The organism is Psychrobacter muriicola 2pS, assembly GCF_904846535.1.
Lineage (GTDB): Bacteria > Pseudomonadota > Gammaproteobacteria > Pseudomonadales > Moraxellaceae > Psychrobacter > Psychrobacter aquimaris.
Genome location: NZ_CAJHBC010000003.1, coordinates 330,186 through 355,319 on the forward strand (window position 1 = coordinate 330,186; position 25,134 = coordinate 355,319).

17 protein-coding genes and 1 pseudogene are annotated in these 25,134 nt (G+C 44.2%); 13 read left to right on the forward strand and 5 right to left on the reverse strand.

Going from position 1 to position 25,134, the window contains the following annotated elements:
- The first annotated feature begins 70 nt into the window (after positions 1-70).
- The 7 genes from carB (at position 71) to JMX93_RS06145 (ending at position 10,239) form a co-directional block, all read left to right on the forward strand.
- Complete coding sequence (gene carB, locus JMX93_RS06115; RefSeq protein ID WP_499204188.1) at positions 71-3,325, forward strand: carbamoyl-phosphate synthase large subunit; 3,255 nt, start codon at positions 71-73, stop codon at positions 3,323-3,325.
- A gap of 376 nt (positions 3,326-3,701) precedes the next feature.
- On the forward strand, positions 3,702-4,178 hold the full coding sequence (greA, locus tag JMX93_RS06120) for a transcription elongation factor GreA (protein ID WP_193011216.1): 477 nt from the start codon (positions 3,702-3,704) through the stop codon (positions 4,176-4,178).
- Positions 4,179-4,628: 450 nt separating this feature from the next.
- Entirely contained in the window at positions 4,629-5,609 is a 981-nt protein-coding gene (locus JMX93_RS06125; RefSeq protein WP_499204189.1) for a hypothetical protein, read from the forward strand.
- A gap of 170 nt (positions 5,610-5,779) precedes the next feature.
- Positions 5,780-6,394 (forward strand): hypothetical protein, encoded by a 615-nt coding sequence (locus tag JMX93_RS06130; protein ID WP_499204190.1) that lies wholly within the window; start codon positions 5,780-5,782, stop codon positions 6,392-6,394.
- Positions 6,395-6,516: 122 nt separating this feature from the next.
- Positions 6,517-7,785: a putative DNA modification/repair radical SAM protein gene (locus tag JMX93_RS06135; protein ID WP_499204191.1), complete on the forward strand. Its 1,269-nt coding sequence runs from the start codon at positions 6,517-6,519 to the stop codon at positions 7,783-7,785.
- Between the two features lie 69 nt (positions 7,786-7,854).
- Positions 7,855-8,739, forward strand: a complete 885-nt coding sequence (locus JMX93_RS06140; RefSeq protein ID WP_499204192.1) for a TIGR03915 family putative DNA repair protein — start codon at positions 7,855-7,857, stop codon at positions 8,737-8,739.
- Positions 8,740-8,889: 150 nt separating this feature from the next.
- Complete coding sequence (locus JMX93_RS06145) at positions 8,890-10,239, forward strand: glycosyltransferase (protein WP_227685882.1); 1,350 nt, start codon at positions 8,890-8,892, stop codon at positions 10,237-10,239.
- Positions 10,240-10,403: 164 nt separating this feature from the next.
- Here JMX93_RS06145 and JMX93_RS06150 read toward each other — a convergent pair whose 3' ends face one another.
- Together JMX93_RS06150 and JMX93_RS06155 are read right to left on the reverse strand one after the other, a co-directional pair.
- The gene (locus JMX93_RS06150) at positions 10,404-11,177 is read right to left on the reverse strand and encodes a cupin domain-containing protein (RefSeq protein ID WP_443558777.1); all 774 of its coding nucleotides are present in this window, start codon (positions 11,175-11,177) and stop codon (positions 10,404-10,406) included.
- Positions 11,152-11,892 carry a gamma-glutamyl-gamma-aminobutyrate hydrolase family protein gene (locus JMX93_RS06155; protein WP_443558775.1) on the reverse strand — a complete coding sequence of 247 codons (741 nt, stop codon included), beginning with the start codon at positions 11,890-11,892 and terminating at the stop codon, positions 11,152-11,154. The genes JMX93_RS06150 and JMX93_RS06155 overlap by 26 nt, the downstream gene beginning before the upstream one ends.
- Before the next feature lie 495 nt (positions 11,893-12,387).
- Between JMX93_RS06155 and JMX93_RS06160 the strand changes: the two genes are divergently transcribed.
- From JMX93_RS06160 to JMX93_RS06185, 6 genes are all read left to right on the forward strand, one after another.
- Positions 12,388-13,731: a glutamine synthetase family protein gene (locus JMX93_RS06160; protein WP_499204193.1), complete on the forward strand. Its 1,344-nt coding sequence runs from the start codon at positions 12,388-12,390 to the stop codon at positions 13,729-13,731.
- 1 nt (position 13,732) lies between these two features.
- Complete coding sequence (locus tag JMX93_RS06165) at positions 13,733-15,085, forward strand: NAD(P)/FAD-dependent oxidoreductase (protein ID WP_499204194.1); 1,353 nt, start codon at positions 13,733-13,735, stop codon at positions 15,083-15,085.
- Positions 15,086-15,280: 195 nt separating this feature from the next.
- Positions 15,281-16,774: a Na+/H+ antiporter NhaC family protein gene (locus JMX93_RS06170; protein ID WP_499204195.1), complete on the forward strand. Its 1,494-nt coding sequence runs from the start codon at positions 15,281-15,283 to the stop codon at positions 16,772-16,774.
- A 121-nt stretch (positions 16,775-16,895) separates the two neighbouring features.
- Positions 16,896-17,765 (forward strand): N-carbamoylputrescine amidase, encoded by an 870-nt coding sequence (gene aguB, locus JMX93_RS06175; RefSeq protein WP_499204196.1) that lies wholly within the window; start codon positions 16,896-16,898, stop codon positions 17,763-17,765.
- 66 nt (positions 17,766-17,831) lie between these two features.
- A complete protein-coding gene (aguA, locus tag JMX93_RS06180; protein WP_499204197.1) occupies positions 17,832-18,956 on the forward strand; it encodes an agmatine deiminase in 1,125 nt (374 codons plus the stop codon).
- A gap of 50 nt (positions 18,957-19,006) precedes the next feature.
- Positions 19,007-20,380: an NAD-dependent succinate-semialdehyde dehydrogenase gene (locus JMX93_RS06185; protein WP_499204198.1), complete on the forward strand. Its 1,374-nt coding sequence runs from the start codon at positions 19,007-19,009 to the stop codon at positions 20,378-20,380.
- Between the two features lie 93 nt (positions 20,381-20,473).
- Here the strand turns inward: JMX93_RS06185 and JMX93_RS06190 are convergent.
- From JMX93_RS06190 to JMX93_RS06200, 3 genes and pseudogenes are all read right to left on the reverse strand, one after another.
- Positions 20,474-21,916, reverse strand: a pseudogene (locus tag JMX93_RS06190) (APC family permease).
- Positions 21,917-22,226: 310 nt separating this feature from the next.
- The gene (gene gabT, locus JMX93_RS06195) at positions 22,227-23,489 is read right to left on the reverse strand and encodes a 4-aminobutyrate--2-oxoglutarate transaminase (RefSeq protein ID WP_499204199.1); all 1,263 of its coding nucleotides are present in this window, start codon (positions 23,487-23,489) and stop codon (positions 22,227-22,229) included.
- A gap of 160 nt (positions 23,490-23,649) precedes the next feature.
- Positions 23,650-25,113, reverse strand: coding sequence for an NAD-dependent succinate-semialdehyde dehydrogenase (locus JMX93_RS06200; RefSeq protein ID WP_499204200.1), 1,464 nt, complete (start codon positions 25,111-25,113; stop codon positions 23,650-23,652).
- Positions 25,114-25,134: the final 21 nt, after the last annotated feature.

Sequence of the window (25,134 nt, forward strand, 5' to 3'; positions counted from 1 at the left end):
TAGAATACTGTCAGTTTTATTAAAAATATAGATTAATCAAAATATAACCCAAACGAAGGTAGCCCTAACTATGCCAAAACGTACCGACATAAAAAGCATTCTTATCATAGGCGCAGGTCCTATCGTCATCGGTCAAGCATGTGAGTTTGATTATTCGGGTGCACAGGCCTGTAAAGCGCTAAAAGAAGAAGGCTACCGCGTCATCTTGGTCAACTCAAACCCTGCGACCATCATGACTGACCCTACCATGGCTGATGCGACCTATATCGAGCCGATTACTTGGCAGACGGTTGAGCAAATCATTGCCAAAGAACGCCCTGATGCGATCTTGCCAACCATGGGTGGCCAGACAGCGCTAAACTGTGCCTTAGAATTAGACAAGCATGGCGTATTGACCAAATACAACTGCGAATTGATTGGCGCGACCAAAGACTCTATCGAGATGGCAGAAGATCGCAACTTGTTCGATAAAGCCATGAAGCGGATCGGCCTTGAATGTCCTCGCGCTGAAACGGCTGAAACCATGGAAGAAGCCTTTGCTACCCAAGAAAAAATGGGCTATCCGTGTATTATTCGCCCCTCATTCACAATGGGCGGTTCAGGCGGCGGTATCGCGTACAACCGTGATGAATTTATCGAAATCTGTGAGCGCGGTTTTGATTTATCTCCAAACCATCAGCTACTTATCGATGAGTCATTAATCGGTTGGAAAGAGTATGAGATGGAAGTGGTTCGTGACAAAAACGACAACTGTATCATCATCTGTGCCATCGAAAACTTTGACCCAATGGGTGTGCATACAGGCGACTCAATCACAGTCGCACCAGCGCAAACTTTGACCGACAAAGAATACCAAATCATGCGTAATGCTTCATTAGCCGTACTGCGTGAGATCGGTGTTGAAACAGGTGGCTCAAACGTACAGTTCGGTATCAACCCTGACACAGGACGTATGGTCGTCATCGAGATGAACCCACGTGTATCACGCTCATCGGCACTGGCGTCAAAAGCCACTGGTTTCCCGATTGCTAAAATCGCAGCAAAATTGGCGATTGGTTATACGTTAGATGAATTGCAAAATGATATCACTGGTGGCAAAACACCAGCCAGTTTTGAGCCTGCGCTTGATTATGTTGTGACCAAGATTCCACGTTTTAACTTTGAAAAATTCGCACAAGCCGATAGTGTTTTATCAACCCAAATGAAATCGGTTGGCGAAGTCATGGCGATTGGTCGTAACTTCCAAGAATCCATGCAAAAAGCCTTGCGCGGTATGGAAACAGGCAATGACGGTTTTGATGAGCAAATTGACTTATCAAAAGTGCCAGCTGATAAAGCTCGTAGCGAAATTATTAATCGCTTAACCATCCCAACACCTGAGCGCATTTATTATATTGCGGATGCTTTCCGCGTCGGTATGAGTGTCGATGAAGTGTTCAATTTCACTAAGATCGACCCATGGTTCTTGGTACAGATCGAAGACATCGTGAAAACTGAAGCACAAGTTAAAGCACTTGGTTTTGGCGGTTTGACCGAAAAGAACTTACGTAGCTTTAAACGTAAAGGCCTATCAGACTTACGTTTGTCCAAATTGCTGGGTGTCTCACAAAAGCAACTGCGCAAAAAGCGTTGGGATTTAAACGTCTATCCAGTCTATAAGCGCGTCGATACTTGTGCCGCAGAGTTTGCGACCAGTACCGCTTATATGTACTCAACATACGATAGCGAATGTGAAGCTAATCCAACAAATAACAAGAAAATCATGGTCATCGGTGGCGGCCCTAACCGTATTGGTCAAGGTATTGAGTTTGACTATTGCTGTGTACACGCTGCTCTTGCCATGCGCGAAGACGGTTACGAGACCATCATGGTCAACTGTAATCCTGAAACGGTTTCAACCGACTATGACACCTCAGATCGTCTGTATTTTGAGCCAATTACCTTAGAAGACGTGCTAGAAATCGTCCGTATCGAAAATCCTGATGGCGTGATTGTTCAATTCGGTGGTCAAACGCCATTGAAACTAGCCCGCGCGCTTGAAGCGGCTGGCGTAAAAATCATTGGTACTAGCCCTGATGCGATTGATCGCGCTGAAGACCGCGAACGCTTCCAACATATGATTCAGCAATTGAATCTTATTCAACCAACCAATGCTTTAGCAACGAGCTTAGAAGATGGCTTGGTGAAAGCGAAAGATGTGGGCTATCCGCTGGTTGTACGCCCATCTTATGTACTTGGTGGTCGCGCGATGGAAATCGTCTATAACGAAGATGAGTTAAGACATTACCTACGTACGGCGGTACAAGCATCAAACGAAGCGCCAGTATTACTAGACCGCTTCTTAGATGATGCGATCGAAGTCGATGTTGACTGCGTTTGTGATGGTACAGATGTGGTGATTGGCGGTATCATGCAGCATATCGAACAAGCAGGCGTGCACTCTGGCGACTCAGCCTGTTCATTGCCGCCTTACTCATTGTCTGATGAGCTATGTGATATGATGCGTGCACAAACCGTCGCCATGGCAAAAGAGCTTGGTGTCGTTGGTTTGATGAACGTACAGTTTGCTGTAAAAGGTGAAACGATTTATATCTTAGAAGTGAACCCTCGTGCCGCCCGTACCGTGCCATTCGTTTCTAAGTGTATCGGTACTTCTTTAGCGCAAATCGCGGCTCGCTGTATGGCTGGTACCTCGTTAAAAGACCAAGGCTTTACTACCGAGATTGTTCCGGCATTTTTTGCAGTAAAAGAAGCGGTATTCCCGTTTGCTAAATTCCCTGGTGTTGACCCAATCTTGAGCCCTGAGATGAAATCAACGGGTGAAGTGATGGGTGTTGGTAAAACCTTTGGCGAAGCATTCTACAAAGCCATTATCGGTAGTAATGAGCGTCTGCCAGGTCTACCGACCGAAGGGGAAACCAAGACCGTCTTTATCTCTGTACGTGATAGCGACAAAGCACAAATCGCTCCGATCGCGCGCCAGCTTGCCGACTTTGGTTTTAACATTGTATCAACCACTGGTACGCAAAAAGTATTGGCCGATGCCGGTATTGAGTGCAAGCAAATCAATAAAGTTACCGAAGGTCGCCCGCATATCGTCGATGCATTGAAAAATGGTAAAATCGACCTTATTATAAATACCACTGAAGGCAAACAGGCTCAAGAGGATTCATTCTCTATCCGCCGTAGTGCCCTACAGGGCAAAGTATTCTACGTCACGACTTTGGGTGCGGCAGATGCGGTTTGTAAATCTTATGCCATTGACCTTCCATTTGAGGTCTATAAGCTACAAGATTTGCACGAACAAGCAAAGACTATCGCTTAGCTCTATTGACTTAGCAGCATAATTTCAGTAGATTAAGCATGACTGCAACGCTTGTTTAAAAGCTGAGGCAAAACTTGTTATCGATTTTTATATAACAGTAGTGCTTTAAAAAACGTATTACTTTAGAAAAATAAAGTTTTAAAAAGATAGACCTAAAAAGCATAGTGGCTAAACTGCGACTATGCTTTTTATTACTTAAGGTTAATGTGCATTGTTTGTCAGTGTATCTATGCTCACAGATAAGCGCATGTTTAGTTGTTACGTAATCTAAAACCCATTCTTTTTATATCTCATACTCATTGCAACAACACTGACACCATCTCACTATTCACTAAGAGTAGGAGATGGTGTGATGTTATTGGTTTAAGGAAAAAACATGCAACGTTATCCCATGACTCCGCAAGGACATGCGGCTCTAGAAGCCGAATTAAAACAGTTAAAAAGTGTCGATCGTCCACGCATCACTGCTTCTATAGCTGAAGCCCGCGAACACGGCGATTTAAAAGAAAACGCTGAATATCATGCAGCGCGAGAGCAGCAAGGTTTTTGTGAAGCGCGTATTCGTGATATCGAAGCCAAACTTGGCGGCGCGCAAGTGATTGATCCTGCGACACTGCCCAAAGATGGTCGTGTGATATTCGGCGTGAGCGTCGTTATCGAAAACATGGACACCGGAGAAGAAAAACAATACAAAATTGTTGGTGATGACGAAGCAGATTTTAAAGCGGGTAAAATCTCAGTCAACTCGCCAATTGCTCGTGGTCTGATTGGTAAATCTGAAGGCGATGAAGTGCGTATTGAGACGCCAAAAGGCGTGGTCGAATACGAAATCATGAAAGTGATTTACGATTAATTTGACTGATTTGATAAATATCTGGATAGAAAGCCTTTGATAACAAAAGCTTTTTGACGCGAATAAGCCAGCAGCTTGCTTAGCTGATAAGCGTAGAAAATAGTACACAACCTCATTATTCATACAGCAGAAGTTACACAACGCTGCTTTTTTAGTCCGTTTGTTTTAGCGCATAATTGCTCGAGTATAGACGCTGAGCCTTGTGATTATTACGAGTTTTGAATTATAAGCATTTAACGTTAAGTGCTTAGCAACTGACTAAAATAATGATGGAGAGATAGCGGACGTTGGCTATCATTAGTACCTTTACCCTCGTTATTTGACATGGTTTACATGCTCATTTGACGGGGGTTTTTCTTTTCTAGGCGTTGTTTTTTCAGCCTTTTTTAAGCTTTGCTTTCTGCTACTGCGTTAGCGGCTTTATTTACTGTTATTTTAAAGGAATATATTATGACCTTACACATCAACATGCCAGCGTTACTGACTATTCATAAAAAAGCGCTTAAACCGCAAACTCTCGTTAAAAAAAGTGCGATAACTACTGCCATTTCAACAATCTTAGCAGGCGCTTTATTAACGGTATCTACCGCACATGCTGCGCCTGAAATCGCCATCACTTCGTCTGCTGGTAGTAGCACTACCGTCGTTGAACAGTATTCTGATGGTAAAACTGCGACCATTACAGCGACACCACACGGCATCACCATGCAAGATGGCATGCCGTATGCGGTGACTCAAGTAACTAACGTTCCACGCTATACGGTTCGCCAAGTCGCCAGTAATGGTGCGAGCAATACGGTCGTCACCCAAGGCAGCACCACGGTCACGAGCGTGCCTGTGACCGACCCGACTACCAATAATGTTACCAAGGTTGATGTCATAGCCGTGCCGACGACTAGCGTGACACAAGTATTGCCCGTTACAACGGTGACGCAATTGCCTGTCATCAAACCTACCACAACAGTAATCACTAGCCAGCCTGTAACCAACCAAATAAGCAGTCAAATAACCACGACGACTTCTTTGGATGCTCTGCAATTGACCCCAACTTTTAGCACGCCTGACGTGGTGAATGCACAAACCAAAGTGATGAAAATATTAAAAAATAAAGATGGTCGTGAAGTGGCCGTACCTGCGAACCATATCGCACCTGGCGACATCATCGAATACCACACTACTTATACCAATACCACGGCAAAACCCGTCACTGACATCAATGCCATGGTGTCACTGCCAAATGGCGTGCAATTGGTATCGTTGAATAGCCCACTACCAACGCTTGCGACAACTGGCGGCGACAGTTATCAGACTATCCAACAAGTGGGTAATACTGTAGTCATCACAGAAAATTACTCTGGACTCAAATGGAACTTGGTAGATCTTCCTGCTAACGCACCGCAAACGGTTGTTATACGTGCGAAGGTTCAGTAAAAATTAGATTTTAAAGTATTGTTATTTAATAAATCTTAAAATTAATAAAAGGTCTTGCCGGCTAATTTCCTAGTCAGCAAGACCTTTTTGATGAGTATACCTTATTTCTTAACAACCAACCTTTTGCTATAGCACTATTAATTCAAAACAAATATCCGGTAATTATTTGCATGCATAAACCCACTCCTCTCTATTCATTGGTTTTTATCATTTATAGCTGTATTTTTAGTTCTATATCTTTGGCTGAGGCTGCCGAACCAGAATTTGACGCTAGCTTTTATATGTCGAAAATTTGTACTGCATATATGAGTAAAGACGGTCATGAGTATTGCGATGATGGTTATATCCTTAAAAGCGAAACGTTAAATAATGGCGAAGTAATAGAAACCGTGCTTATGGATGGAATAGGTCGTTACGGCTGGAACCATACTTCGCTTAAAAAAATCGATAAAGATACTTATCATGTTTACGTTGGCTGTGGCAATACATGCGGTGCTAATATGCTATTTGGTCGTGGCAGCAAGGAGCAATACTTTGGCCGTTATTTCACCTTTGACCTAAACAGTCGATGTAGCGTTGGATATAATAATGATAAACAATTATGGACGGCTAGCCGATTTTTTTCAGATAAACAAATCGATTTTCCTTCGACCTATGACCCTGATGCTTTTGCAGCTTACCCCAAGTACAACGTCGAGTTTGATAAAAAAGGACGTCTCATTGTCAAAGAATACTTCTCAGAAGAAGTGGTTCAAACGTTGCCTAATCCCTGCTCTGCTAATTAAGAATACCCTAAATCGCACGACAACAGTTGTCGTATGAAATAAAAATTTTATCAATAATTACAATGACTTATAAACCAATTTGCTAAAATAATAACCTATAAATGAATTGGTAAATCGCGCTTATGGCCACCATCAATTATGAACGTCTGCAAGGCAAGCTCAATATCTTAGCGGACGCTGCGAAGTACGATGTTTCTTGCTCATCATCGAGTGGTACCCGTAAAAACCAAGGCGGTGGTCTTGGTGATGCCTCCGCCACTGGTATTTGTCACAGCTATACCGAAGATGGTCGCTGCGTCAGCTTGTTAAAAATACTCTTAACTAATCACTGTATCTATGATTGCGCCTATTGCACTTCTCGTAAAAGCAATGACACGCCGCGTGCCGCTTTTAGCGTTGAGGAAGTGGTCGATTTAACCATGCAGTTTTACCGCCGTAACTATATCGAAGGGCTATTTCTCAGCTCAGGTATTTTTAAAAGTGGCGACTATACGATGGAGCGCTTGGTCGAGGTCGCTAAGATATTACGTACCCGTGAGCGTTTTAATGGCTATATCCATTTAAAAACCATTCCCGGTGCGTCAAAAGAGTTGCTGTTAGAAGCAGGGCTTTACGCCGATCGCCTCAGCGTTAATATTGAAATTCCGACCAAATCAGGCTTGGCTTTACTAGCACCAGAAAAATCACATGATGAATTAAAAGCACCGATGGAAACGGTTAAAACTGAAATAATTACTATCAAAGAGAGCCGTAAAACCCATAAGAAGGCACCGAAATTTGTGCCAGCAGGTCAAACCAGTCAGATGATTGTTGGCGCGAGTAACGATACTGACTTGCAAGTTATTCAGTTATCGAGTCATTTTTATAAACAGTATGATCTCAAGCGTGTCTACTACTCTGGCTATGTACCGATGTTGTCCGACAGTCGCCTGCCAGCGATTGGAACGCCCGTGCCGATGATACGCGAAAACCGCCTTTATCAAGCGGACTGGCTGATGCGTTTTTATGGTTTTGGCGCGCATGAAATCGTCGAGCCTGACTCGCCATTTTTGGATTTGGACTGCGACCCAAAACTGGCTTGGGCAATCCGCCATCGTGAGCATTTTCCCGTTAATATTCAAACTGCTAGTTATGAGATGATTGTCCGTATTCCCGGTATCGGTACAAAAACGGCTAAAAAAATAGTGAAAGCACGCAAGTTTAATCAATTGACGCTTTATCATCTGAAAAAAATGGGCGCTGCGGTCAATCGCGCCAAATACTTCATCGCAACTACCGGAAAAAACGAACATTTAGCCCATTTAACGCGTGATAACTTCCGGCAATATGTATTGGCACAGACGCAGACTAAGTATAAAGACCAGTGTAATGGGCAATTGGCTTTGTTTTGAGCATCAAGATTATTAATAAAGTGAGCCACCACTATTAGAGCATCTTGAGACAGCAAATTAGGATAAATAATGTCGCAGTCATTGTCAGAAATAGCTGAAACCCAAACTTATCATCTGGGGCAATTAACACCCAGTATTGTACTTTATGAGCCAAGTCTTGAGGGTTGGCTAAGTGCGGTATTTTATGTCTATGCTAGTCGGTTACAAGACCATGAATCCTTACAATTAACTGCTCAAGATCGTTACGTTCCCTCACTAATTACCCAATCGACCAGCGTTAGCACTGATGAATACAAAGCCGAGCGTGTATTAGTAAAGCTCAATAAACTTTTAGGTCGCTCAGGTATGCGTCATGTCCTTTGGGGATTTTTATCAGAAAAAGACAATATTGGTACGATTTTATTTCAAGTAGTCAAATATGCCATCGACTACCCTAGCCGCCATATCATGGAAGATTTGGGTAATCTCGATGTCTTAGAGCTGGTGCAAACCGTCAAATCTGTCGGTCGTGAGAAACATCGTATGGAAGCCTTTGTACGTTTTGAGCATACTACTGATGATATTTATTTTGCGCGCGTTGAGCCAGATTTTAATGTGTTGCCTTTGATTGGGGAACATTTTCGTCAGCGCTACCAAGACCAACACTGGGCGATTTATGATTTAGCCCGTGGCTATGGCATTTATTATGATAAAAGCAAAAGTAAGCCATCGCGACCTGCTGCCCTGCAAACCATCACTGATTTAGATGATGCCGTACTGCGCAATCCTACCAGCATTCATAGCGAGGACGAGCAGCGCTATCAAAAATTTTGGCAAGGTTACTTTACCAACGTCAATATCAAAGAGCGTAAAAACCCGCGTTTGCATAAACAGTGCCTGCCACAGCGTTATTGGAAATACTTAAGCGAAAAACAAGTACTTCCCAATGCTGAGCATCTACAGAAACGTCGCTAATGGTTTCGAGCGATTCTCCTATCCTATTAATGCTTAGATTTCCTTGAAAACAACGCTTATCTAACGCTATCTTTTATCTTGATGGTTGAGTTTTGGCGGCTTTTAACTGACAATAGCAACTTATATTATGAACTGGTCACCAATGCCATTATGAAAGTTATGCGCTTATTGTCGTCTTTAAAGCATGATGAATCCGAGCGCGGTATTTTTCATCTTGGGCGCGCATTGGTCAAAAACGGCCATACCTCTATCATCGTCTCCAGCGCCGACGAAGACAACGATCTGGTCAAACGTCTAAAGCGTGATGGCAATAATTATCATCAGCTACACATGAATAAAAAATCTTGGTTATCGTTACTACAAGTCACGGCGCTGCGGCGTCTGATTGAAAAATACAATCCTGACGTCATTCATGTACACTCACGTACGCCAGCATGGATACTGCATTTGGCATTGCGCCGCGCCCGTGTCAAGCGGATACCAAAGCTAGTGTCAACTATGTATGGCTTTTATCCGATTAATAAATACTCACAAGCTCTACTCAATGTCGATACCATTATTACGGTATCTGATAGTGTCACCAATTATCTAAAAAAAGGTCTGCGCCGTGAAGATGCAGACCCTAAAGTAATCAAACGCATCTACCGTGGTATCGATACGCGCCGCTATCCTTATCGTCATAATCCGTCTGTTTATTGGCTACGGCATACCTTTGCTGAATATCCTGAGCTTGAGCATAAAAAATGGCTGGTATTTCCAACTATTATTGGCAACGAATATGGTCAGGAATGGCTGATTGATATTTTGGGTAACTTGCAAGAGCAATTCCCTAACATCCACGTCATTATCATGGATGATGATTATCGAGATGGTGATGTCGCGCATGAAGATTTCCGTCAACGCACCAATACACTAGGGTTGGCTGATCGCATTACTTATGTAGGCAGCAAACGTAATGACATGCGTGAATGGCTATCAGCGGCCAATATCGTGATGGCACTTGCTAATGAACCTGAATCAATCGGTATCAATGCCTTACAAGCGATTCATTTAGGCACGCCCGTTATTGGTTGGGATCAGGCCGCATTTAGTGAGATTTTACAACCGCTATATCCGCAAGGATTGGTCAAAAAATACAATGCCAATGCGCTATGCAAAGCAGTCAGAAACCAATTAGAAAGCGTCACGCGCCCTGAAATGACCAACAAATTCACCATGCGTGAAATGATTGAAGAAACGCTCGCTGTCTATCAAGGTCTACACGACGACTCACTCGCAGAAGAACAAGCTGCGAGCGACGCCGCTGCTGTCAGAAGAATCAAAAATACGCTCAAAAAATCCTCTAAACTCACTCATAAAAAACCTGAGTCTGCTTATATAGCGCTTGAACCAGCAGATAAGCAGACTAAAGTAAAACTTATTAAAGAAAAACCTAAAGCGATGAGTATCTCAAATCCGCTTACTGACTCAGAAAAGGTTCAAGAGCATAAAGACCTGTAGACCTATTACTGTGTTACTTAGGTTACTATCTAACAGCCTGCTAAGGCATGTCCTCATAACGACTCCTTTCGTACCAAAAAAAACGCTGCTTCTATTTTTAGAAGCAGCGTGAAAGATTACCATGACTATTTGAACATCAACTTAAACGGCTATTAAACGTTAATTTAGTAGGTCGTCGGGGTATGCGCACTAACAATGCGAGTCACGCCATCAGTAGGGTTGATAAAAGTATGCGGTCGAATGGTATCAATCACGTAGCTGTCACCTTGGTTTAATAGATATGTAGTTTCATCGATACGGATAAGAATTTTACCTTCAATGACCGTGCCAATCTCTTCACCTTCGTGGGCAATTTTTTCTTCAGTTGAGCTGTTTGGTTGATACACCTCAATCAAAAAACCCAAATTCTTGGTGGTGCTACAGTTATATACCTGTCTTAGTGACACTCTGCTACTCGGTTCGCTCAGCTCCAACAAATCCTTTGGCGTTACCACGACTCTTGCCTTTGGCTCCTTCCATTCATCACTAAAAAACGTGGTCAAATCAGAGCCCAACACCGCCAAAATTGCCTTTAGCGTATTCACTGCTGGGCTAACTTTATTGCGCTCGATGGAGCTGATAGAAGTATTGGTTAATCCTGACAATTTCGCGAGCTTACGTTGCGAGTAGCCTTTTGCGAGGCGCAGCTGATTGATCTTTTTACCGATATCCTCTTCTGCCGACTCGTCAGTTTCGGCTGACATCGCTGTCTCATAGTCTGTCAAATCATCATCACCACTGATATCATCCATGTCGATGTCAGTGGTGATGTCCGTGTCTTTACTGCTGGCGGCATCACTATCTGTACTACTATCGACGCTATTATTCGTCTCAGCCTCAGCGCTGGTAGTGTCTCTATGAGCTTCAGTAATGCTATTCCGTGTGTGGTTTGCTGGCATAGTGAATGAATTCCGTGAATAGAAATTTGGACAAGCTATCTTGTGCATAATTTAACTCAGGATGCCATTGTACACCAATCATAAATGGATGTTGCAATAAGCTGATGGCTTCGACTAAACCATCAGGCGCTAGAGCCTCAACCAATAAACGCGCACCTACTTTATTGATTGCTTGTTTATGTAGCGAGTTCACGTGCCATTTCTCACCAAAGGCGGCAAGCCTGCCATTTGGTTGAATAATCACGTCATGCACTGGCTGATACTGCACCTCAATTGGTTGTGTATTGTCCTCTAAATGTGGCTCATAAAACCCCTCTACTTCCCGCCAATCAGGATGTAGCGTGCCACCAAAATGCACATTCATCTCTTGCAAACCTCGGCAAACCGCCAATAGTGGGGTGCCAGTCTTGTCTGCATAATCCAATAACTTAAAGCTCAGCTCATCGCGACCCAAGTCTTGTTTCGCTTCGATATGCGTCGCGCCATAACGTGTTGGTGCCACGTTACTATAACTTCCCGTTAACAAAATCCCATCTGCGATGGTCAGTAGCGCTTCAAAGTTTTCGCTATCAGCAGCAGTGTTTGGCAGCAGTATGGGATTGCCCCCATAAAAATTCACGGCATCGATATATTTTTGATACACCGCTTGTGCTGGCTGCCCATCAACCATCTTATGACAAGAAACAATAGCAATAATAGGTCTAGAATTTTTCATACCGTCTTCCCTAGTTATAACAAACAGACCTCATTGTCTATATTGTTCAATCCTTTATTTAGCTAAAATTTAACACAGCATCTAACAAAATGTAAACTATAAATTTCAATATTGCCGATATTAATATTAATATCGTAAAAACGTATTAATTTAAGATAATTTTAAATAAAAATTGACAACTATAGTTTTCATCCATATATTGGAAGTTATCAGCGAGACACTAGAGCAGAGTGTAATTTTTACAGTTAATCGTAGCGCTCTAAAAAGATATATAGGTAAGTATTTAATATCATTAATAAAATTAACTTTTTATAATTATTAGATATGCGTCTTTTGATGAATATAGACAACAACCAAGCACCGTCTTACCAACTACTGCTCTATCAAGTGTTAGTTATAAATTTCATCACTGGCCCATACACACTCACTATCAACACGTAATAACAGTCGTAACCACAATCCCAGTAATTCTAAACATTCATAGGAAGAATAGACATGACGACAACCAATGGAATGGTCGAATCTGCAAACAACACAGAATACGTTTATGTTGCGGCAGGTGATATTAATGGCTTACTTCGTGGTAAGCGCATCCCTTTCAATCAAATGGAAAAAGCAGAAAATGGTGCGATACGATTGCCTTTATCTATCTTAGGCGTCGATATTTGGGGTGCTGATGTCATCGAGTCTTCTCAATGTAATGGCGATATCGATGCCATTGCCCGTCCTACTGGTCGTGCCGCCTATCCGCTTCTCAATACCAGTGCGCCTTCATCGCTATTGCCCGTTTGGCTTTATACAGAAAACAACGAACCTTATTACGGTGATGCTAGACACGTTTTGGATTACATCAGCAAAAAATTCCAAGATCTTGGTCTAACTCCTGTGATGGCCACTGAGCTAGAATTTTATTTGGTTGACTATACTGAAGGCGAAACCCCAAGACCACCTATCCGTCCCAAAAGCGGTCTAAGACTGAATAAAACCTCAATTCTGAGTATCAATGATCTATTACAATTCGATGAATTTTTAGACGAAGTTTATGCACAGTGTGAAAAGCTCGATATCCCAGTAGATGCTGCTTTGGCTGAAAATGGCTGTGGTCAGTTTGAGATTAATTTATTACACGTGGACGATCCACTAAAAGCCGCCGACGATGCTATTTTGTTCAAACAGGTCGTCAAAGCAGTGGCAGCGCGCCGCAAACTCACCGCGACATTCATGGCAAAACCTTTTGGCCTACAATCGGGGAATGGTTTTCATGTGCATTGCAGCTTACTAGATAAAGACGGCAATAATGTCTTCGATGATGGGTCAGATGAAGGCTCGGATATCTTACGCCATGCAGTCGCTGGATTATTAAAGACCATGTCAGATTGCACATTATTATTTGCCCCACATGTGAATTCTTACCGCCGCTTTACGCCCGGTACGCTCGCACCAAACAACGTGTCATGGGGTTATGAGAATCGCACAGCAGCCGTACGCATCCCTGGTGGCGATACCAAAGCACGTCGTATCGAGCACCGTGTCTCTGGTGCTGATGCCAACCCTTACCTGGTTTGTAGTGCCGTATTAGCAGGTATGTTATATGGCATCGAAAACAAGCTGGAAGCGCCAGAACCCATTAATAGTATTACTTACGACGAAGCAGAACTTAAGACCTTGCCACTAGACTGGCTCTCAGCCATCCGTAAATTTGAAAGCAGTAATGTGATTGATTCGCTGTTCCCAAGCGAGATGATTGAGCTGTTGATTGCCGTCAAAAAGCAAGAAGCCAAACGCTTTGCTCAGCAAGTAACCAACCTTGAATACCTCACCTATTTACAGGATGTGTAATATGTCAAATAGCAACGCGACACCGACGACCAACAAGCCGTCTAATAACACGCGCAATATCCCGCACTATTCAGACAAAGGTCAATATCCTGACAGCTATTACGCTGCCAGTCGTAACCCTAAGCCTGATAGACCGACGCTAGAAAATGACATCCAAGTAGAAATCTGTGTGGTCGGTGGCGGCTATAGCGGCCTATCCACTGCCCTACATCTCATTGAAACCGATCATGAAGTCGTGGTACTCGAAGGCGCGCAGATTGGTTGGGGTGCCTCAGGTCGCAATGGTGGTCAGATTGTTAATGGTCTCAATGCCAGCCTACAAAAGATTAAAAAATCTTATGGTCAACAAAACGCAGATTTCGTCGGTCAGCTAGTGACTCGTGGCGGCAAAATTATTCGCCGTTTTGTCAACGACTACGATATTAATTGTGATCTCAAAGAAAAGAATATCTTTGCGGCGCTAAACAACGGACAGCTAAAAGACTTACAAGAAACGCATGCACTGTGGGAGAGCCATGGTATGCATGATCGGGAAATGTTAGATAAAAATGGCATTCAAGAACATATAAAATCAGATGCTTATGTAGGCGGCGTCATTGACCATTCAGGTGGACATATTCACCCACTAAATCTTGCATTGGGTGAAGCAGCGGCTATCGAACAAGGCGGCGGAACTATTTATGAAAACACTCTAGTGGTTGATATTGAGTATGCCGACGACTCTATCAAAGTCATCACTGAATTTGGCTCTGTCACTTGTAAACAAGCGATTCTGTGCGGTAATGCTTATCTTAATAAAGTTATTCCTAAGTTGACTGACCGTGTCATGCCTGTATCGACACAAATCATCGCGACCGAGCCGTTAGGTGACTTAGCAGACCAGTTACTGCCCACCGATGTCTGTGTCGAAGATGTACGCTATATTCTTGATTACTATCGTCTGTCAGCAGACAAGCGCATGTTGTTTGGTGGCGGTACGGTCTACGGTGGACAAGATCCCGCCGACATCACGGCTAAAATCAGACCAAACATGAATAAGATTTTCCCAGAGCTGCGTGATGTCAAAATTGACTACGCATGGAGCGGAAACTTTGCCTTATCTTTTTCTCGCGTGCCGCAAATGGGTAAACTGCATGAGCGAGTATATTTCGCCCATGGTTATAGTGGTCATGGCGTGACGGGTTCGCACTTGTTTGGACAAATCTTGGCTGATGCCATTAATGGCAAGACCAAAGAGTTTGACGCTTTTGCACAAATTCCTTGGATTCCGTTCCCAGGTGGTCGAGCACTGCGAGTCCCTTACTCGGTCATGGGCTCATGGTGGTATGCGCTAAAAGATACCACTGGCATGTAAACGCATAAAAGCCTTGAATAATAAACACTGAATGAAGTGCTTTTATTTCAAAAGCTGTCGTTACATTGACCTGTCATAGCAATGGATTGTTGTGATGGGGCTCGATAGAAAGTTAATTCGCTACTGTCTATCGAGCGTCAACCATAGAATAGAGCTTGTTTAAAAAAACAATGATGTTTTACAGGGAGCGTAAATATGAACATGAAGCTCAATGATGCTGTCGAAGGACAGTATCATAATAAGCGAGTATTTCTCACCGTGCTAGGCGCAATCGCTATCTACTTAGCATTTGCGTGGCTATCAACTACCCGTGGCCCAGACGAATCGTGGGGAGCCCTATCCTTATTACCAACCTTGTTGGTGCTCGTCATCGCCATTGTCTCTAGGCGACCGTTCGAATCTATGATTGCAGGCTGTGTCGCGGGCCTCGTGATGCTCAATCCTTTTGATCTGGTTTCACCTTTTGCAGACAATATGTCAATGGTATTGGGTAATGAAACCATTATCTGGATTGTGCTCGTTTGTGGTCTGATGGGTGGATTGATTCAATTGCTTGAGATTAGTGGCTGCCTTGATGGCTTTAGTGAATGGCTACAAAAGATTATTAAGTCGCGACGTCAGTCATTGCTCGCGACGTTTGCATTGGGTGTCGTGGTCTTTATCGATGATTATTTAAACTGCCTTGCCGTCTCCACGTCTGTCAAAAAACTCACGGATGTCTATGGTGTTTCTCGCGAGAAACTTGCCTATATTGTCGACTCCACCGCAGCACCCATGTGTGTGATCGTTCCTATCTCTACTTGGGCCGTGTACTTTGCAGGCCTATTAGAAGAGAATGGCGTGGCCATAGAAGGTGAAGGTCTTGGCCTTTATATCAGCGCCATTCCTTATATGGCGTATGCGTGGTTTGCGCTTCTTATTGTATTCTTGGTGGCTTACGGCATATTAGGTGACTGGGGCCCCATGAAAAAAGCCGAGAAACGCGCCAAATCAGGCCACCCTGTCCCTGAAGCATTTGTAGAAGAACAGCTGGTCTCAAACGTCCAAGCCAAACGCAAATTATCATTCAAAGCCAATATCGCCAACTTTGCTTTCCCGATGATCTTGCTCATTGTCTCAACCATTTACTTCGAAGTCGATCTGTTGCGCGGTGCGTTGCTAACCTGTTTTGTGACCGTTATTGTCTATTGGATGCAAGGTATTTTGAGCTTTGAGACGCAAGTAGAGTCTATCTTTAAAGGCTTTAAAGTCATGCTTTATCCACTCTCAACGGTTATCGGCGGCTTTTTCTTAAAAGCAATCAATGATGAGCTTGGTATGACCACCTATGTGATTGAGGCGATTACCCCTTATATGACGATTGTTATTTTCCCTGCGGTCATCTTTGCGGTCATGGCGTTCTTAACCTTTGCCACATCATCAAGTTGGGGTCTGTATGTGTTGGCAATGCCGATTGTCTTCCCGATATCGCTTGCTCTTGGTGTGAGTACGCCACTTATGATTGGTGCGTTGTTATCCGCGTCTTCATTTGGTAGTCATGCGTGCTTCTTTAGTGATTCATCATTACTTGCCGCGCAAGGTGCTGGCTGCTCACCCATGCAGCATGCCTTTACCCAGTTCCCTTATGCCATGCTGGGAGCCGGTCTATCCGTCGCAGCCTTCTTGGGCTTGGGTTACATGATGGCGTAAGCCAAACCCAGTACTAAAATTATCATTGTTGCCTAACGAACCATCTCTAATTTTTTGTTGGGCAACAAAACCCATTATCTTTACACAGTATTATTCATCTGGTATTAAAAGGATTTAGATCATGCGAAACGTTACCGTTGCTACTACTCAAATGGCTTGTGGTTGGGACATACAAAAAAATATTGCCACTGCCACTGATTTAGTCACCAAAGCCGCCAAAGCAGGTGCCAATATCATCTTGCTCCAAGAGTTGTTTGAAACGCCGTACTTCTGCCAAGTTCATGACTTTGATTATTTCAAACTGGCAACAACCGTTGCTGATAATGCCGCTATCAATCATTTCAAACAATTGGCTAAAGAGTTAGAAGTGGTATTACCGATCAGCTTTTATGAAAAATCAGGCAATACCTTTTTTAATAGCGTGACTGTGATTGACGCCGATGGCGAGATACTCGGCACCTATCGCAAGACTCATATACCAGATGGCACTCCTTATGCTGAAAAATTCTACTTTACCCCCGGTGATACGGGCTTTAAAGTTTGGGATACCAAATATGCCAAACTTGGCGTCGGTATCTGCTGGGATCAGTGGTTCCCTGAATGCGCCCGTAGCATGGCATTGATGGGCGCAGAGCTATTATTTTACCCGACTGCTATTGGTGATGAACCAACCCTCGGTATCAATTCAAAAGGTCATTGGCAGCGCTGTATGCAAGGTCATGCCGCCGCCAATCTGATGCCTGTTATCGCCTCTAATCGTATTGGCACTGAGACCATCAGCCAAAATGGTAATGACAGCACGATGCAGTTTTACGGTGGCTCATTTATTACTGATGGTCGCGGCGAGATCATACAAGAAGCATCAGCGGATACCAGCGAAGTGATTAGTATGACCTTTGATTTAGATCAACTGGCTATCGAGCGTCGGCAATGGGGCGTTTTCCGTGACCGCCGTCCCTCTATGTATGGCACGCTGCTGACTCATGGATAATTGATGCCCTACTTTCAATTATCTCTTACTACTTTTATCGTCGCATGAATGCGATAAGGTGATTTTATGTCCAGATTACTGACTGATACGAGACCACAGCAAGACAACTTTTACATGCCAGCAGAATTCGAGCCGATAGAAAAAATATGGATGGTATGGCCATACCGTGCTGACAACTGGCGACAACAAGCCACTCCTGCTAAGAAAGCTTATGCTGATGTCGCATTGGCCATCCATAATTTTTGTAAAGTTGGTGTACTGGTCAATCCTAATGACTATGAGCAATGCCGCGATAGCTTGCCTGCCGATATCGACGTTATTGCGATGCCCAGCAATGATGCGTGGGCGCGTGATACTGTTCCGACATTTTTAGTTAATAATGCTGGTGAGCTGCGCGCTTGTGACTGGACATTCAATGCGTGGGGCGGAGATTATGATGGCCTCTACTCGCCTTGGGATAATGACGATAAAATCGCAGAACGACTGTGTGAGCAGCTAGATATTAGCCGCTATCGCACAGATGACTTTGTGATGGAAGGTGGTGCGTTTCATGTCGATGGTGAAGGCACAGTTCTCACCACACGTATGTGTCTATTGAGTCCTGGGCGCAACCCACACCTGACCGAAGCACAAATTGAAGATAAACTAAAAGCCTATCTCAATGTGCAAAAAGTGCTCTGGATTGATGATGGGATCGATCCTGACGAGACCACTGGTCATGTCGATGATATTGCCTGTTTTGCGCGGACTGGTGAAGTGGTTTGTTTATACACTGACGACCCTGAGCATCCATTTTATGAAGCAACGCAAAAAGCCTATGAGCAGCTCTCGAATATGACCGATGCAAAAGGCAGACGCTTAAAAGTCCATAAGCTTTGCTGCACCCAGCAGCCAGTGACCTTGCCTGATGACTATGACATTGTCCAATCTGACGATGCCAAACCGCGCTTGACAGGTGACGTCTGTATCGCCTCGTATGCCAATTTTCTCATTTGTAATGACGCTGTCATCGTACCCCAATATGATGATGAAAATGATGCACTCGCCATCGAGCAGCTTGAAAAAGTCTTTCCGCAGCATCAAGTAGTGGGAGTACGCACAAGAGAGATTGTCTATGGTGGCGGTAATATTCATTGTATTACTCAGCAGCAACCAAAGCCATTAATCAAAAGCACCCGCATAAAAATATAGATCCAAATGGATTTTGAACCCAATAATATTTTAAACTAAAGGACATAACTATGAGTGATTATCAAATCAACAACCCTGCCACTGGCGAACTAGAAGCTACTTATCCTACTGCCACCGAACAAGACATCCAGCAAGTCATCGAGCAAGCTGACAACGCCTATCAAGACTGGCGTCAAGTCTCATTGAGTGAGCGCAGTGCACTACTGCATAAAATTGCCGATAGCTATCTGGAACGTCAAGATGAGCTGGCTCGCATCGTCGCCAATGAGATGGGTAAGCCCGTCGCACAAGCCAAGGGTGAAATCGGTCTGGTCGCTGAGATCTATCGTTATTATGCAGACAACGCTGAGCAGCTACTAGCGCCCAACACCATTGACGTTGACTCAGGATCAGCTTCGGTAGAGAAACGCCCTGTTGGCGTCCTACTCGGTATCATGCCGTGGAATTATCCCCATTATCAAGTGGCACGTTTTGTCGCGCCAAACTTTATGGCGGGTAATACTATTATTTTAAAGCATGCGCCTCAATGTCCTAAGACAGCAGAAGTTATCGCTGATATGTTTAAAGAGGCGGGCGTACCTGAAGGCGTTTATAACAATATTTTTGCCACTAATGATCAAGCAGCGACCATTATCCATGACAAGCGTGTACAAGGCATCTCACTCACTGGCTCTGAGCGCGCTGGACAAGCAGTTGCAAAAGAAGCTGGCGGCGCACTCAAAAAAGTCGTGTTAGAACTGGGCGGCTCCGATGCCTTTATCGTTGCGGCTGATGCTGACATCGAACAAGCAATAAAAGGCGCAATCTCTGGTCGCTTTGGTAATGCAGGTCAAGCCTGTAACGCGGCCAAACGCTTAATTGTTCTTGAATCTGTCTATGACAAGTTCGTTGAGGGCTTTACTGATGCTGTACGTGCTATGACGTTGGCTGATCCTCTTGATGAAAAAACCTTTATCGGCCCAATGTCTTCAAAGGCTGCCGCGGTCAATTTACAAGAGCAGTTAGACAGTGCCATTCAAGCAGGCGCGACTGTACTAGTAGAAGGCGGTATGGTGAAAGACAAGCCTGGTGCATGGTTCAAACCTGCGGTACTGACAGACGTTACTGAATCAATGGATGTCTACCGTGAGGAGCTGTTTGGTCCTGTCGCCGTCATCTATAAAGCTCGTGACATCGATCATGCTATCAAGATTGCCAATGACGTACCTTTCGGTCTTGGTGCCTCTATCCAAACGCAAGATGCTGCACTAGCTGCTGATATTGCTGATAAATTAGAAGTGGGCATGGTGACTATCAACGCACCTTCTGGTACGGAAGCAAACACACCGTTTGGTGGCGTTAAACGCTCAGGATTTGGTCGCGAGCTTGGTACGCTTGGTATCACTGAATTCTTAAACTATAAGCTGATTCGCGATAAGTCGTAATCGACAAAACGATTTTCAGAATAATAAAAAGCCTAACATTCACTGTTAGGCTTTTTTTAGGCAATTTTATTAAAAAATAACCCATCGAAAAAACTATTGCTTAGGTTGGTTGTCTTTTAACCATAATTGATTGACAATTTTTAATTCACGTAGCTCTTCTGCCATAATTGACTCGCTAATACCTGGATATTTCACCCTTGCATAGCCATATAACGCAATACCTAAGACAGTCCAACCAAAGAAAATCCACCACTCGATAGCGGTTAGTGCTGATGGCATACCTGGCATATACAGCATGAGTATTCCAAAACTTAGCGCAATCGTAACCATGCCAACAAGCTTACCTGCTGGTATTCTAAATGGGCGTACCATATCAGGCTCGCGGTAGCGCAATACTAAGAAGGATATAGCAACACAGGTATAAGCAATAACGATACCAAAGCCACCTGCATCTACGATCCACACCAGCATTTTACGACCAAACAATGGTGCTAGTGTCGCCAAACCACCGATTAATAAAATGGCATTCGATGGCGTATTATACTTTGGATGCAGCTTACTCAAAAATGCGGGCAACATACGTGCTTTTGACATGGCATAAAGTAGGCGGCTACCACCAATCAAAAAGGCGTTCCAGCTTGATAAAATACCAAGCACACCGCCAATCACTAACAATATACCTGCCCACTTGCCATGCCAAGCATTGGTCATCGCATCAGCAGTGGCGAGCGTTGAGTTTTCGGCTTGTAAGAGTGGCAAGGTCGTGCCAACGCTCCAAGCGATACCCACATACCACATTACCGCAACGACAATGGATAAAATCAAAAACTTACCAATATTAGGACGAGTCAGATCAATTTCTTCTGCCGCTTGCGGAATAACGTCAAAGCCGACAAACATAAACGGCACCATGACAATAACGGCCATCATACCACCAATACCACCAATGAATGCAGGCGCTTGTACTGAGTTTGAGCCTTCAGGATTAAAGAGTACTGCACCAATGAACAGCAACGTACCAACAAATAAAATACCCAATACGGCCGTTTTTTGGAACCATGCACTGACTTCCATACCGCGGATATTTAGCCATGTGACAATCACTGAGCCCAGCATCCCGACGCCCACCCAAGTGGCATAAACATCCCAACCAGCGATGGTCCAGAGATACCCTTGATTGTAATTGGGGATAAAATACTCTACGACTGTCGGCAAGGCAACTGCCTCAAACGCGACCACCGAAAAATACCCAAATAGAATACTCCATGAGCAGATAAAGGAGACATTCACCCCCAGCGCACGATGCGTATAGGTATGCTCACCACCCGTAATCGGCATCGATGCGGCAAGCTCAGCATAAGTCACACCAATCAGTATCACTGCCAAACCGCCTATCAAGAACGCCAACATCGCGCCCCACGTCCCCGCAGATAAAATCCAACCACCAGCCAAGACTACCTAGCCCCAACCGACCATAGCACCGAATGCTAAGGCGATAATATCTAGCGTCCCTAACGATTTCTTTAATTCAGACATAACCTGCTCCTTGTCTGTGTGTCATCCGTGTTAACCCTTGACGGTTACACTATTTTTTGTTTAGTGGGATAGTACCCATCATAATTATCATATATACCTTTTGATCCACGCTGTTAGGCACTACTTGTTTACTATTCAAATAGTACAAACAGCAACGGCGTCTTGACTTGCAAGGCGCCGTTGTAAAAAATGTACTCAAAGCGAGTGCCATATGGGCAATCTTGCTGTTCTATTAGAGATAGCCTTTTAACCAAGATCGAGGCTTGATTAAAAGTGATGTATTTGACTATAAATAAATACTAAATACTTATTAAGCAGTTAGGATACCTTTGATGATATCTAGACCTTCTTGTAGCACTTCATCTTCAACCGTCAATGGCACCATCACGCGAATGGCGTTGCCATACATACCGCAAGACGCTAGTAATAAACCTTGCTCAAATGATTTTGCTTTCAAATTAGTAGTCGCTTCCACATCAGGCTTGCCTTCACTATCGATTAATTCAAACGCTAGCATGGCGCCTTTATGGCGAATATGACCGATACTACTTAAGTTTAAGCCCTTTAAGAAAGCTTCGATTTTGTCGCCAATCTCAATACTGCGCTCAAGCAGATTTTCTTCTTCGATGACTTCCATAACCGCTAATGCAGCCACACAAGCCAGTGGATTACCAGAATATGTACCGCCCAAGCCACCTACCTGCGGGGCATCCATGATATCAGCACGGCCGATGACCGCAGAGATAGGATAACCACCCGCCAAACTCTTTGCGGCAGTCATCAAATCAGGTTCAACGCCTAGCTGCTCAGTGGCGAACAACGTACCTGTACGCGCAAAACCACACTGTACTTCATCAAAAATCAAGACAATGCCATGCTCATCGCAGATATCGCGCAAAGATTTGGCAAATGATGGGGTTACTTGATGGAAGCCACCCTCGCCTTGTACTGGCTCGATAATCATCGCTGCTACTTCACTTGGATCGATATCCGCTTGGAAAATCATCTCAAGGCTATGCAACGCTTGTTCTTCGGTGACATTCAACTCTTCAGCTGGGAATAGCGCATGGAATACAGGTCCTGGCATTGGACCAAAGTTCTTTTTGTACGGCAGCACTTTACCTGTCAAACTCATGCACATAAGCGTGCGACCATGCCAGCCACCAACAAAAGAGATGATGCCTGGACGACCAGTTTTCGCACGAGCAATCTTGATACAGTTTTCGACCGCTTCTGCGCCAGTCGTCAAAAAGAAAGCTTTTTTCTCACCGCTGATTGGTGCTTTTTCACACAGCTTTTCCGCCAAATCCACATAGCACTCATAGTTGATCATTTGCGCCGCAGTATGCGTGAATTTGTCGAGCTGCTCATGGACACGCTGGGTGATTTTTGGATGACTGTGACCGGTGTTCAATACTGAGATGCCACCGACAAAGTCGATATAACGCTTGCCTTCGATGTCCCAGATTTCTGAGTTCTTTGCTCTTTCGGCAAAGATAGGATAAGCAACGCCAAGCCCTGTTGGCAATACAGCTTTACGGCGCTCAAGTAATGATTGATTGGTAGTCGTCATGGGAATGTCCTTTTCTATATTTTTAACATAAGAGCCATCTGATGATTGGCGGTTCATTTGAGACTTAATGATATCGAACGGCGTTTGTTTGAGATAAAACACCGTAGATATCTATTAGGTTTTGTTAAATTTTTTGTTAAATGCTGAGCGAGGCTATTTATTAGCTGATATCAGAGCACCAATATTTGGTCGTAATATAGTCTTCGATACCATATTTTGAGCCTTCACGGCCAAAACCAGACTGCTTCACGCCGCCAAACGGGGCAACTTCTGTAGAAATCAAACCAGTGTTATGACCAATGATGCCGTACTCAAGGCCTTCAGTCACGCGCCATGAGCGTGCATAGTCGCTACTATAGAAGTAAGCGGCCAAGCCATAAATGGTATCGTTGGCAGCACGGATTACTTCTGCTTCATCTTTGAATGTAAATATCGTCGCAATTGGACCAAAGATTTCTTCAGAAGCGATATCCATATCACTGCTAATATCAGTGATAACAGTCGGGTTATAAGTCAGCTCTGAGGCATCATTGGTACTGCCGCCAGCGATAAGCTTCGCGCCTTTGTCTAAAGCATCTTTTAGTAGCGCTTGCACTTTTTCTAGCGCCTTTTTATTAATCAAAGGACCAATATCCACGCATTCATCCATGCCGTTACCGACATTTAATTCAGCGACTTTTTTCACAAACACATCTAGGAATTCATCTTTGATGCTGTCTTGCACGTATACACGGTTGGCGCAAACACAGGTTTGACCAGCGTTACGGTATTTAGAAGCAATTAAGCCTTCAGCTGCTTTTTCTAGATCAGCATCATCAAAGACGATAAATGGCGCGTTACCACCCAGCTCTAACGATAGCTTCTTAATAGTCGGCGCGCATTGTGCCATTAGCGTACGACCGACTTCTGTAGAGCCCGTGAACGATAGCTTATGAATACGAGCATCACCAGTTAGAATTTCACCAATGGTTGATGATTTACCCGTTACAATCTGGAGCACACCTGCAGGAATACCCGCTTGCTCTGCTAAGGCACCCAGTGCCAATGCTGAAAATGGCGTTTCGGTGGCTGGTTTGACGATAATCGTACAACCTGCTGCCATAGCAGGTGCGACTTTGCGCGTGATCATCGCGGCTGGAAAGTTCCAAGGCGTAATAGCGGCGCAAACACCGACTGGCTGCTTAAGCACAACGTGACGTAATTGCGTACTATTGGCAGGAATGACATCACCATAAACACGCTTGCCTTCTTCGGCGAACCAGCGAATAAAGCTATTGGCATAACCGATTTCGCCGCGTGACTCAGTGAGCGGCTTGCCTTGCTCAGCGGTCATGATAATCGCGAGATCTTCTTTATTGGCATCAATGAGATCTGCCCACTTTTGCAGCAGTTCTGCACGCTCTTTAGCCGTTTTTGCCGCCCAAGCAACTTGTGCTTCATGCGCATAAGCAACCGCTTCGTTGACATCTTCTGTCGTGAGGCTAGGCACTGTGCCGATAAGGTCGTCGTTAAAAGGGTTGTTTACATCAAGCGAAGCATTGTCGCTAGCAACGTGCCAGCCGTCTTTAACGAAGCAAGATTGTTTGAGTAAATCTGGATTTGATAACTGTAGCGTATTTGACATGTTGACGCTCCTTGTCATATA

Bases quoted from the DNA above. Each gene is read 5' to 3' on its own strand.
- carB (WP_499204188.1), top strand. From the start codon at position 71: ATGCCAAAACGTACCGACATAAAAAGCATTCTTATCATAGGCGCAGGT.
- greA (WP_193011216.1), top strand. From the start codon at position 3,702: ATGCAACGTTATCCCATGACTCCGCAAGGACATGCGGCTCTAGAAGCC.
- JMX93_RS06125 (WP_499204189.1), top strand. From the start codon at position 4,629: ATGACCTTACACATCAACATGCCAGCGTTACTGACTATTCATAAAAAA.
- JMX93_RS06130 (WP_499204190.1), top strand. From the start codon at position 5,780: ATGCATAAACCCACTCCTCTCTATTCATTGGTTTTTATCATTTATAGC.
- JMX93_RS06135 (WP_499204191.1), top strand. From the start codon at position 6,517: ATGGCCACCATCAATTATGAACGTCTGCAAGGCAAGCTCAATATCTTA.
- JMX93_RS06140 (WP_499204192.1), top strand. From the start codon at position 7,855: ATGTCGCAGTCATTGTCAGAAATAGCTGAAACCCAAACTTATCATCTG.
- JMX93_RS06145 (WP_227685882.1), top strand. From the start codon at position 8,890: ATGAAAGTTATGCGCTTATTGTCGTCTTTAAAGCATGATGAATCCGAG.
- JMX93_RS06150 (WP_443558777.1), bottom strand. From the start codon at position 11,177: ATGCCAGCAAACCACACACGGAATAGCATTACTGAAGCTCATAGAGAC.
- JMX93_RS06155 (WP_443558775.1), bottom strand. From the start codon at position 11,892: ATGAAAAATTCTAGACCTATTATTGCTATTGTTTCTTGTCATAAGATG.
- JMX93_RS06160 (WP_499204193.1), top strand. From the start codon at position 12,388: ATGACGACAACCAATGGAATGGTCGAATCTGCAAACAACACAGAATAC.
- JMX93_RS06165 (WP_499204194.1), top strand. From the start codon at position 13,733: ATGTCAAATAGCAACGCGACACCGACGACCAACAAGCCGTCTAATAAC.
- JMX93_RS06170 (WP_499204195.1), top strand. From the start codon at position 15,281: ATGAACATGAAGCTCAATGATGCTGTCGAAGGACAGTATCATAATAAG.
- aguB (WP_499204196.1), top strand. From the start codon at position 16,896: ATGCGAAACGTTACCGTTGCTACTACTCAAATGGCTTGTGGTTGGGAC.
- aguA (WP_499204197.1), top strand. From the start codon at position 17,832: ATGTCCAGATTACTGACTGATACGAGACCACAGCAAGACAACTTTTAC.
- JMX93_RS06185 (WP_499204198.1), top strand. From the start codon at position 19,007: ATGAGTGATTATCAAATCAACAACCCTGCCACTGGCGAACTAGAAGCT.
- gabT (WP_499204199.1), bottom strand. From the start codon at position 23,489: ATGACGACTACCAATCAATCATTACTTGAGCGCCGTAAAGCTGTATTG.
- JMX93_RS06200 (WP_499204200.1), bottom strand. From the start codon at position 25,113: ATGTCAAATACGCTACAGTTATCAAATCCAGATTTACTCAAACAATCT.